The sequence below is a fragment of the Psychrobacter sp. HII-4 genome (assembly GCF_904846595.1).
GTDB lineage: Bacteria > Pseudomonadota > Gammaproteobacteria > Pseudomonadales > Moraxellaceae > Psychrobacter > Psychrobacter celer.
The window spans coordinates 26,344-38,230 of record NZ_CAJHBJ010000018.1 but is presented as its reverse complement, the minus strand read 5'-3'; the positions used below and the strand labels follow the sequence as shown (position 1 = coordinate 38,230).

General features: G+C 49.6%; 8 protein-coding genes. 2 read left to right on the top strand and 6 right to left on the bottom strand.

Translation table 11 applies throughout. The features are described 5' to 3' along the window. Window positions 1-854 precede the first annotated feature (854 nt). The 4 genes from fdhD to JMX98_RS09290 all read right to left on the bottom strand — a co-directional run bounded on the left by fdhD (window position 855) and on the right by JMX98_RS09290 (window position 6,771). Complete coding sequence (gene fdhD, locus JMX98_RS09305; RefSeq protein WP_201586095.1) at window positions 855-1,814, bottom strand: formate dehydrogenase accessory sulfurtransferase FdhD; 960 nt, start codon at window positions 1,812-1,814, stop codon at window positions 855-857. Between the two features lie 90 nt (window positions 1,815-1,904). Beyond that, complete coding sequence (locus tag JMX98_RS09300) at window positions 1,905-4,268, bottom strand: FdhF/YdeP family oxidoreductase (RefSeq protein WP_201586094.1); 2,364 nt, start codon at window positions 4,266-4,268, stop codon at window positions 1,905-1,907. 197 nt (window positions 4,269-4,465) lie between these two features. Beyond that, window positions 4,466-5,389, bottom strand: a complete 924-nt coding sequence (locus JMX98_RS09295; protein WP_201586093.1) for a c-type cytochrome — start codon at window positions 5,387-5,389, stop codon at window positions 4,466-4,468. Continuing rightward, entirely contained in the window at window positions 5,386-6,771 is a 1,386-nt protein-coding gene (locus tag JMX98_RS09290; protein WP_227680107.1) for a cytochrome c, read from the bottom strand. Before JMX98_RS09290 ends, JMX98_RS09295 begins: the two co-directional genes overlap by 4 nt. 199 nt (window positions 6,772-6,970) lie before the next feature. Here JMX98_RS09290 and JMX98_RS09285 point away from each other — a divergent pair, with 199 nt between their 5' ends. Both JMX98_RS09285 and JMX98_RS09280 read left to right on the top strand, forming a co-directional pair. Beyond that, a complete protein-coding gene (locus JMX98_RS09285) occupies window positions 6,971-9,067 on the top strand; it encodes a PhnD/SsuA/transferrin family substrate-binding protein (protein WP_227680111.1) in 2,097 nt (698 codons plus the stop codon). Window positions 9,068-9,210: 143 nt separating this feature from the next. Then, the gene (locus tag JMX98_RS09280) at window positions 9,211-9,888 is read left to right on the top strand and encodes a response regulator transcription factor (protein ID WP_201586090.1); all 678 of its coding nucleotides are present in this window, start codon (window positions 9,211-9,213) and stop codon (window positions 9,886-9,888) included. A gap of 91 nt (window positions 9,889-9,979) precedes the next feature. Here JMX98_RS09280 and JMX98_RS09275 read toward each other — a convergent pair whose 3' ends face one another. Beyond that, window positions 9,980-10,774, bottom strand: a complete 795-nt coding sequence (locus JMX98_RS09275) for an ABC transporter ATP-binding protein (RefSeq protein ID WP_100749770.1) — start codon at window positions 10,772-10,774, stop codon at window positions 9,980-9,982. A gap of 66 nt (window positions 10,775-10,840) precedes the next feature. Continuing rightward, window positions 10,841-11,740 (bottom strand): ABC transporter permease, encoded by a 900-nt coding sequence (locus JMX98_RS09270; protein ID WP_075101629.1) that lies wholly within the window; start codon window positions 11,738-11,740, stop codon window positions 10,841-10,843. Window positions 11,741-11,887 lie beyond the last annotated feature (147 nt).

The following is an 11,887-nucleotide window of genomic DNA, read 5'->3' as shown; positions in this document are numbered from 1 at the left end:
TTAAGAATATAATAAAGCCCATAAAATTCTTATGTAGAGGCATCACACAGTGCTAACAGTTGGCCGTCATAAAAAGCGGTCAGCGCCGACCCAAATGCAGCACGCTGGCGCACTTGGTGTTTTAAGAGTAGATCCTGCAACCTGTAAATGACAACTGTCCATTGACATCATGCCGGTCACTCACTGTTGTACGTCATTTGAAAAATCACATGCAACAGTGAGCCACGTCTCACAAAAATCGCAGGGCAGTCACCAGCATGCGTCTGTTGATGGGTAGTCCATCACGCTGTCAAGTGGTCATACTTGATAGTAGCTGGCTGCTATAGAGCGCTGACAAGGCAGGTATCTACAGCAAAATTATGGATAAGCACTCAGCCATCTGCTGATGACGGTGCTAAGTGTAGACAGCTTTATCGGCTAATATTATATATAGCCGGCTGAAATACACCCAAGCATGAGCGAATTTTTGCCCATGATTAGGTAATTGACGCATTACCTGTAGTTAAGTATCAAACACGCTACAGCCCTGATGCGTCGCACCATAGGCTCAGTATTTATAAATAAAACTACAGCTATGTTAACTATGTGTAACATACTCGTGCACTAAGGGTACCCTATTCTGCTGTGAAGCTCAAATCTATCGGTCAGTTCTCTGTCATAAATGACCAAAAGGCAGAGGCAGACCTCAAGAAAAATGGCATTGACAAATGGGGTTTATGAAAAGGTGTTTGTGAGGGTATCAATAAGGCTAACATACTGAATGGTGGCAGTATTGAATGATCAATGTGAGGGTATCAAAGTAAACAAATCGGTGATAACGACAGGATTTAGAAAATGTGGTTAGGCAATACTCATCAAATGCCAGTGTAATAGGTGACTCTATTGTCACGCAAAAACCCAGCCAGCCCCAAACCATAGCGCTGGGCGACCCGTACGGCCGTACTGGTGGGCGCAGACATACCAACGAGCCAAGGGATACGCCCCCGAATCGATTTTTGTACCAGCTCGATAGACAAGCGTGAGGTCATCAGCACACAGTCTGGCTCTCGCTTGTTGCGCAGCTGCCAGCCAATCAGTTTGTCTAGCGCGTTGTGGCGGCCAACATCTTCAAACAAATACAGCTGCTCGTCATGCAGGGTCGCTGCAGCGTGTACCGCCCCTGTTAGCTGATGGGTATGCTGCATGGCAGTGATTTGCTGGCGCATATCCAATAGATAATCCAGACGCGGGCAGGCCGCCTGAATTGGTTGGCTATCTTGCGTATAAGCGCTCAAATCAGGTAGGGCTTGTGTCAGCCCCGTGATACCGCACATACCGCAGCCTGTACGCCCCGCCAGTTGACGCTTTTGGGCTTGGATGCGCTGATGGCAGCGTTGGCTCAGTCTGAGCTCTACCACATAGACGTCATAGTCTTGAAATTGCTCTAAGCGTTGTTCAATGGAGGCGGATTCAAGATTCCCATCGTTTAAGGATTGAGCAAACTTTTGGTAGATGGCAATATCCGTAAGATGTGTCACTTCCCAGTCGAGTAACTCGTGACTGTGCTGAATCAAGCCCTCGCTAAATAAGAACCCAACCGCCAAATACTCTAGTTGGTAAGGGCTGGCCATCAGTACCGCATAATGAATCCCATTGATAACAATAGCGACAGCTGCTTCCACTGCCAAACTGGTGGTTTGAGACTCAATACAGCTTTGAGGTATATCGGCTCCATGAGCCTTGTCCGATGGGTAATAATGCTTCTGCGCTAAATGTTTGCGAGCGAGCATTGTCTCGGCTGCGCCATTATCATTATCCTCAGATATCTCAGTCATAATCACTCTAGTTTCAGTTGTCTCTGCCATCATAGCCATTTTGCTAGAGGGCTCACTTTGCTCAAAATTACTTTCAGTGATTATCACCACTTATACAGGTTCGGCTGTCTGAACACTTGTATTCACACGCTCTAAGATCACGGTCGTCGATTTGTAGGCAGGTATGTGCGAGTCTGGCGCATGGGTATCCAAATCAAACAGGTCGTTACATTCAGGATAATAAGCGGCGACGGCATTGGCGGCGATATCCATCTCAGTCAATATGAGCGGCCCTAGTACGCGCGGCTTGTTTTTATGCGCTGTGTGGCTTGAGCTGCTGGCGTGCCGCGATACCATCACCTGATCTCCTTTTTGCCAGCCTAGGCGGCTCATCTCGTCTGGATGCATAAATAGCACGTCGCGGCGGTTGGTCTGGCGATAGCGATCGTTATAGCCAAAAATCATGGTGTTAAATTGATCGTGACTACGTACACTGGTCAATTGCCAAATTTTTTGTTCGATTCCTTGGGCGCTGTCATTGTCAGAGGGTTTGAAGCCATCATTTAAGGCAGCGGCGGTGTCGGCCATTTGGGCTGCGACATAAGTGATGGGGTATTGCGGCACGATAAACTGTGCTTTACCACTGTCTGTATTCCACACGCGGTGGCGCGCTGGGTGGTATAAATGAAAACCGCGCTCATTGGTACGAATACGCTGATTGAAATCATCAAAACCATTAATGGCTTGAGCAATATAGTCTCGAATGAGATCAAAATCTTCGCTCATGGCAAGCCAAGGAATAGAGGAGTCAGCACCAAGTACATGTGTTGCAAGTTCCGCTATAATCTTTGCCTCAGACTTTAAGGTATCACTCACAGGTTTAAGCTTACCTTGGGTTGGAACTATCTGACACATTGAATCTTCAATCGTTGCAAACTGCTCACCTTTTGTTGTCAGGATACGCTCAGTACGACCCAGACAAGGCAGTATTAGGTTGTGCGCCCCGGGGTAGAGTATGGTTTCATTGAGCTTGGTGCCTACAAATACATTGAGTTGAGTGGTGGTTAATGCTTGTTGAATAGCGCTCTTATCGGGGGCGGCCACGGCATAGTTACCGCCCATACCCATAAAGACTTTTAATTTACCTTCGATAAGGGCTTTGGCGCCTGTGACGACATCATAGCCTGCTGCTTGCGGCATTGGGCTCTTAAAGACGCGTGCTAGGCTATCGAGTAGCTTTTGCGCTGGGCGCTCATGGATACCCATGGTACGATCGCCTTGTACGTTAGAGTGACCACGAACAGGGGAGGCGCCCGCACCATCAATGCCAATCATACCCATTAGCAGCAATAAATTGGTAATCATCGCAACATTGTCATCGCCTTGTACATGCTGAGTGATACCCATGCCCCATGTGCAAATGGTCGCTGGACTATCGGCGACCAACTTAGCAAGCCTGATAATCTCTGTCTGAGCGATACCGCAGCCTTGCTCGATATCCGTCCATGATTGCTCGGTCAGCCATTGTTTTAATGGCTCGAACCCTGAGGTATGCGTTGTAATAAAATCGGTATTAATTTTATTATTCTCAATCAGCCATTTGGCAATACCCGTTAGCAGCGCTGCATCACCGCCGATTTGAATTTGAATGACATCATCGACCATATCATCACTTTGACCTGCTGCCATATGCGTGGTTTTTTGTGGGTTTCGAAACTTACTCAAGCCTTGCTCGCGCATGGGATTAATCGAGATGATGCGGCACCCTTGCTCATGCGCGTGGGCGAGCATCTCGAGCATGCGCGGATGGTTGGTGGCAGGGTTTTGACCAAACATCAATATGAGCTTGGCTTGCTCAAAATCCTCTAGCATGACTGTCGCTTTGCCGACGCCTAGCTGTTTACCGAGCATCATTGAGGTCGGTTCATGGCACATGTTCGAGCAGTCAGGCAGATTGTTGGTGCCAAAGCTGCGAACAAACAGCTGATACATAAAGGCAGGCTCGTTGGTCACGCGCCCTGAGGTATAAAATAACGCCTCATCTGGTGAGTCAAGTTGACCTAATTGCTCAGCGATACACTGATAAGCGGCCTCCCAAGAAATCGGTACATAGCGATCTTGCACGGCGTCGTAATATAAAGGTTCTGATAAGCGCCCGCTATGCTCAAGCTCATAGCCCGACCAGCCTTGCAGCTCGGTGACGGTATGCCGTGCAAAAAATTGTGCATCCGCCTTTTTCGTCATGGTTTCGCTGGCGATGACTTTGATGCCGTTTTCGCAGACGTCGATGCGCTTATGTGACTTATGGTCTGGCCACGCGCAGCCTGGGCAGTCAAATCCGCCTTGAGGCTGATTGCTTTTTAGGACGCTGACACTACCGCGTAAAAAAGTCTGATAATCCATCAGTTTGCGTGTCGAGGAGATCAGCGCAGGCCAACCTGCAGCAGGGTGGGAGTAAACAGGAATTTTGCGCATGACAGACCTCATCGATAAATGGCGGCATAATGGTGGTGTTTCATCACTATATAATGCCCGCTGTACCGTGTGTAGCAGTAGTAACCATAGATAACAAAAAACCTTTAAGAAAAGCGCGTTTTCTTAAAGGTATGCTCTGTTAGGGCGGCTTTATCAACAGCTAAAGACAACCACGGAGAACGCCGCGTTTAGGGCGATCAGTAGCGTGCGTCTTTGGGTTTTTTACCACTGGGCCAGTCATTGACTTTGCCTGCAAAATCAGGGCGCGGCTGATGGGTAAAGAAATGCGCCACGTCGACAGCATCTTGATCGCTTAGGACATTGCCGTGGCCCCATAGTCCTTTAGTCTGAATGCCCATGGGCATGTTGTATTTAATAAAGGCGGCAGCTTTATAGGTGCGAGCCATGCCTGCGCCGATATTAAAAGACTCATCGCCCCATAATGGCGGAAAAACGATGTCACCGCGACTGTCTTTGAGCCCTTCGCCATTGTCGCTATGGCAAGTCGCGCATTGTGCTTGATAGATTTGCTCGCCGCGTATAGGGTCCGGTGTCAATGAGGTATCGACAGCGCCTGCGTTTTTGATATCGACTTTGTGCTCTTTTGGCGTGTTCTGTGACAGCCATTTCATATAAGCCATCATCGCCTGCATCTCAGGTGACTCACGGTCTAAGGGTTTGCCATTCATTGAGCGCTGAAAACAGCCGTTGATACGGGCTTCTAGATCGATTTCTTTGCCAGCACGCGGCATCACTCGTGGGTAGGTGTTATAGCTGTTGATATAGGGGTCGCCAAGCGGGACTTTGCCTTGTGATATATGGCAGCTATTACAGTTCATCTGCGCGCCGACGTGCTCTGGTAGCAGGCGCTTGGTTTCGTTAAGGAGCCGCTTGCCATAAAATATTTCCTCAGCATTTGGCTCATATAAGATGGCAGTGTCTTGCGGTAGGATATATGTGCCGATATCTTCGTTGGCATCGTCGGCTGTGACCGTGTTAAATTCAGGTGCATTGCGCTCAGCAGGGTCAGGATTGGAGCAGCCGCTGACAGTGCTTATACTGATGACACCTAAGATGGCATAAACCGCAGCGCGCGGCAATGTAAATAGTAAATGGGTCATTGGTTTGCTCCTTTTTCTGCAGCGTCAATGCTTAGGTCTGGGGCGATATCGGTACTGGTTTTTGGTTTTTTGGCGAGAAAAGCGCGCATTTTTACTACGTCATTGACATCGATTTTGGGCGCTTGGTTGGTCCAGCTGTTGCGGACATAGTTGACCACCTCGGCCACATCCGCATCGCTTAAGTTAGAAAACTCAGGCATGGTAAATGCCATACGGTCATAAGGGGTCTTAGGCATCCGGCCGCCGCTTAAGGTGATTTGTAGGACGGAGTCCGCGTTTTTAGAATACACCGCGCTATTACCATCAAGGGCGGGGAAGATACGTGCGACACCTTGACCATCGGCGCGGTGGCACACTTGACAATACTCTGCGTAAAGGATTGCGCCGCGTGAGTCATAGTTGCCATCTAGCAGTTTTTGCGTGGTGGTGTCTGCTTTATTCGGCAGGGTTTCTTCTTTGTTTGGTGCAGGGCTTAGGGTTTTGAGGTAGGACGACATGGCGTTGATATCGTCGTCAGTCATGTATTGGGTGCTGTGCTCGACCACTTCGGCCATAGCACCAAAGGCAGCAGTGGTGTCGGTACGGCCAGTCTTAAAGAAGTCGTTTAATTCTGCTACTGTCCACGTGCCAAGTCCGCGATGCTCGCCGCGTATGCTTTTGGCACGCCAGCCATCGATGACCGCGCCGCTTAGATATTTGTTGGAGTCCGCGTTACTGAGTGCGACCTCTTGAAAGCCGATACCGCGGTCAGTGTGACAAGAGCCGCAATGTCCAGGGCCTTCAATTAAATACTGGCCACGGGTCAAGAGCGCATCGTCCGTCTCAGGGACAAACTCACGCTTGCGATCAAATAACACCTGCCAGTAGGCTAAGGGCCAGCGCCAATTGGCCACTGGTGGTAGCTCGCTCTTTAGGTTGGCTTGCTGAACGGGTTTGACATCAGACATAAAAAACGCATACATTGCGGCCACGTCCTCATCTGGCATCAGCTGATAAGACGGGTAGGGCATCGCAGGATACAAGGCTTTGTTATCACGGCGTACCCCGTGTTTGACCGCATTTTTGAAATCATCAAAACTATAATTGCCAATGCCCGTGTCTTTGTCGGGGGTGATGTTAGTTGAGTAAATCGCCCCAAGTGGCGTCAGCATCGGGAGACCGCCTGCATAAGTCTCGCCGTCAAGCGTCGTATGACAAGCGACACAGTCTGCGGTACGGGCGATGTATGCGCCTTTTTTTATTAAGGCCGGATCGGTGATATCGACCTCGATATTGCTCGTGCTGGTGCGCATATTTGGCAATAATTGTCCAATAATAAAGGCAATGACCAGCCCGATAATACCGATGATTAAGATAATCAGTGGCCACTTTTTGTTTTTCATCCGTCCACCCTCCATAAGATAGCTGTGTCCAGCACACCATGCCCTAGGATTGCATACGGTGCGCATGACGATTTAAAGGTCGTACTATGATGGTTAAGTATAGGGCAGGCGCGGCACTGGCGATATTGTGGAAAACCACATTATAATTAGGGTTTTGGTTTATAATATCGACTGATAGGTCCAGTGGGAAGTGAGTACGATGTACAAAGGCTCTAAAAATAAGGCGGTGTGGCATGCGTCTGTTAGTGCCGTCTTGCTGCTTGTGATGACATTATACAGTGGGGTAGGTGTCGCGACAGCATTTGCGCAGACGTATTATTTGGGCGTGCTGGCGCCGCAAGGTGAGAGAGCCGCGCAAGATCGCTGGCAGCCATGGCTAGATGATATCAATCGGCAGCTCGCCGAGGACACGGTGATATTAGTGCCGTTGGCATTAGAAAACTGGCAACAGCAAATACAAGCCAAACAGTTTGCATTTGTGCTGGGTCCGCAAGTTCAGTTTATAAAAATGAATACCACCAAATGGCGCTGGCTGGCTACGTTGCAGGCGCCGACAGTGTTGTCTGAGCAGGCGCTGTCGGTCGATGATAAGGTGCAAGGCTTTCGGGCACATACGCTCACCCAACGTGCATCGCAGGCGACGGTTAGCTTGGCTCAGCAGTTTCGCCAAATACCTGAGCCGATAGCGCAGCAACAGCCCAGCGCGATGGAAGCGGTCGCCAGTGCCTTATGGGTGGCAGCCGATAGCAATATCTATCGTTTGTCAGATTTACAGCGCCGTACGGTGGCCGCAGTTTATGCCGATGCGTTTGGTGGATATTTGCTGGGCGCGCATTTACTACAGCAAAACGGCATCACGCCCAGTCATTATCATATACAGTTCACCGGCTATCCGATTGAGCGGAGTTTGCAGGCTTTGGCCCATGGCAGGGTCGATGCTGCCATCGTGCCGCTATGCTTGATGGAGGAGATGACGCGGCAAGGGAAAATACATGCCAAACAATATCGTCTACTGCATCCAGTCGCGACCGCATCAAACTGCAAGTCTTCTACAGCGATCTATCCCAACTGGACGCTGGCCGCCACTGAGCAAGCACCTGCGGCATTGGTACGGCAAGTCAGTCAGCAGGTATTTGCCCCGCCGCCAGCAGAGCAAATGTCTACGGCAGGGCTGCGCTGGCTGCCTCCAGAGTCTAGTATGGAGGCTGAGCGTGTCTTGTATGAGATGCAGCGTCATCCAGCCCAAAAACCGCTCAGCGCTCATTTGCTCGACTGGATACAAGCGCATCGGCTGGGGGTCGGCGTGCTGGTGTTTATTATCCTGATATCGACCATCAACTATGGCTGGATGAGCTGGCTGGTATGGCGTCGACGCCAAAAAATACTGACGCAAAACCGTCTCATTCGTGACTATGATGAGCAGCTGCGCCAATCAGAGCGTTTTGCGGTCATTGGTGAGATGAGCGGTGCCATCGCCCATGAAATCAATCAGCCGCTGGCAACTATCCAAAACTACGCACAAGGACTGCTGATACGGTATCAGAATAAGACTAAGACAGAAATAAATAATAAAGAGACAAACAATAAAATGACACAAAATGCCTTAGAGCAGATCGTCCATGAGACCAAACGTGTCGCAGCGATCGTCAACAATATCCGCAGCTGGGCGGGACGCTCGCAGCGGAGCGCCGCCGATGACGTGAGGGTCGACATCAGAGCGACCTATCGGCAGTGTGTTTTATTATTGGGTGATAAAGCGAGCGGTATCGATTTTTGGCTGATAACTGACTATAAAGGCCTGACCCTGCCGCATCTGCTCTTAGAGCAACTGCTTATCAATACCATGAGCAATGCCGCCCAGCAAGGTGCGACAAATATCTCGTTACGCTGTCAGATAGATAGCCGCGATGACAAAAAGTGGCTGGCGCTGCATGTCAGTGACGACGCAGGAGGATTTGATGCGCGGCAATTGGCTCAGTCTCATCAGCACGAAACTGCATCTGGATATTATGCCGCGCAGTCGAGCAAAGCGGACGGTCTGGGGTTGGGTCTGATGATTTGTCAGCGGCTGTGTAAGTCCATAGAGGCACAGATAGCGCTAAGTAATATCAAAGTGGCCGCAGAGCTCTATAAATATCTTGTGGCAAACGCTCAGACCTATCGCTTTCGGCGCACCTTACAGGGTAAACTGCAGTCGCTACCCGCGCATCTAGGCCAGCCGCCAGCAAATACGATAGGCGCGCAAGTCTCTTTTTATTTGCCGCTGTCTGTACTTGATAAAAACAACGGGCAGTAATATAGCCAGTTGACAAAAACGGTTATAAATTGTGAAGCGTGATGGGTATAAGTTTTATGTGTGCTGCATGCCTTCGATGCTGCGCAACCTACATTTAAAAACACCATCATTTATCATCACTCAATTGGGCCAAAGAGGTTTATATGATTTTTTCCCCTTTGACACACATCTCTGAGAACGGTCAAGATACGCCTATGATGTCATCTGACCATGTACCAAAAACCAGCGCTGAGTCCCTTGTCGTTCATATCATCGATGATGAAGAAAGCGTGCGCTTCTCTTGTGAGTTTTTACTTGGGAGTTTGGGGGTGCAAGCGCAAGGATGGCCGAGTGCGTTAGCGTTTTTGCAGCAGGTAGATATCTATCATCCCGCTGTCATCATCAGTGATTTGATGATGCCGGAGATGAGCGGGCAGGCGCTACAGGCGTATCTGAATAATCATGATAGCCCTATGGCGCTCATCGCTTTGACAGGTAATGGCGAGATTGCTGATGCGGTAAATATGCTCAAACAGGGCGCGGCCGACTATCTAGAAAAACCCATAGGCAGTCAGCGTCTACAGCAAGCGTTGGCACAGGCGCAATCATTGACCATCAAGCGTGCCAAACTGTACGAGATACGCAAGCTGTATGCTCAGCTGACGGATAAAGAAAAGCTGGTAGCCGATGAGCTGCTACAAGGTAATATCAATAAAGTCATCGCCGACCACTTAGATATTGCCGTGCGCACAGTCGAGGTGCACCGCTCACAGGTGATGAAAAAGATGCGAGCGCAGCATGTCAGTGAATTGATTCAAAAGCTGGTGCTGCTTGACACTTAGGGCATATCCTTACTGATGCCTCATTTTGCGGTCTATTTACCAGCTATCAGGGACCTGTTTTTAAATAAGCGCTGTGCATAATATCAATGACTTAGCTTAAAATCAGGCTATCGTCTTCGACCTTTTCACCACGGGTTTGCTCGAACATATCGAGCAGGTCATGGACGGTCATGCCGCGACGAGTGTCTCCTGCAACATCTAAGACCACTTGGCCTTGATGTAGCATTACCGTGCGCGTGCCGTGCGCCAGCGCCTGCTGCATAGAGTGGGTGACCATCATCGTCGTGAGGCTATTGTCTGTGACGATCTTATCAGTCAGCTCCAAGACAAACGCTGCTGTCTTCGGGTCAAGCGCAGCCGTATGTTCATCTAGTAATAAGATTTTGGAAGGCTGGAGCGAGGCCATCAGGAGGCTAACTGCCTGACGTTGACCGCCTGATAGCAATCCCATGCGGTCAGTTAAGCGGTTTTCTAATCCCAGTTTAAGCACGGACAGCTTTTCGCGAAACAAATCACGGTTATTTTGGTTTAAGGCAAAGCTCAACCCACGCTTGCCGCCACGTTTGTACGCCAGTGCCATGTTTTCTTCGATAGTGAGCGCCTCGCAGGTGCCTGCCATCGGGTCTTGAAACACGCGAGCGACCCAGTGCGCGCGCTGATGCGCGGTTTTTTTGGTGACATCAATACCATTGAGTAAGATTGAGCCACTATCGACACGTGTGGTACCACTAACAGCATTCAAAAACGTGGATTTACCAGCACCATTGGTACCAATCACCGTCACAAACTCACCATCTGCAATGTTGAGATTGATGCCGCGTAGCGCCGGATTTTCGATAGGGGTGCCTGGGTTAAAGGTTAACCGCAAATCTGTGGCTTGCATCATAGTCGTTATTCCTTATTGTCACTTTAAGACAGTCACTTCAAGCTTGTATTGCTACTTTACCCACTATTAAGCGCGAGCCTTGCGAGATAAAAACTTGGTTTTGGCTTTTGGTAGTACCAGTGCCAGTACCACCAGTAGGGCGGTGATTAGGTTTAAATCCTGCGGACCAAAGCCGATGCTACGTAGTGTATCGCTCGATAGCGCCACCTGAATAAAAAGCTTATATAGTACCGCCCCGACGATAACAGCAAAGGTAATCAGCCAGATACGCTTGGCAGGAATGATGGTCTCACCGATGATGACGGCTGCTAGACCAATGACAATGGTACCGATACCGATAGAGATGTCCGCGCCGCCTTGTGTTTGTACAAACAAAGCACCTGCCAGTGCGATTAGACCATTGGATATGGCCATACCGATGATGGTCATCCATGAGGTGTTGATTCCTTGGGCTTGTGCCATCCGTAGGTTGGAGCCTGTGGCACGCATCGACAAGCCAGTTTCAGTGTTATAAAACCAATCTAAAAACAGCTTGGCCAGTAAGATCACCACCCCAATGATCAAGCAGCGCATCCAATAGCCGTTGCCATCGGTTACCAAGCTGCTAAATACAGTGGTCTCACCAAGGAGCGGTAAGTTTGGCGCACCCATGATGCGCAAGTTGACAGAGTATAGCGCGACCATCACCAAGATACTGGCAAGTAGCTGCAAGATACCCAGCTTGACGTGGAGCCATGCCGTGACGATACCTGCGACTGATCCTGCGAGCATACCAAACGCGCAAGCTAGCCATGGGTTGATACCAGCGACGATAGAGATACCAGCGACAGCGCCGCCGAGCGGAAAGCTGCCATCAGCCGTCAGATCAGGAAAGTCGAGCGTACGAAATGAGATCAGGACGCCAAGTGCAACAAGGCCATAAATCAGACCGCTTTCAAGCGCACCAAAAAAAGCAATTAAAGACATAAGAGATCAGTAAGTCATAACCAAGTGTCCGGCGCGAGAGAGTCACATAAATGCGCGGCGATTGCCACACTCATATAAACGCCAAACAGCTAAGCGGTGAATTTAACAGATTAAACAATCTGCGGTTAGGGTAAACCAAAACATATC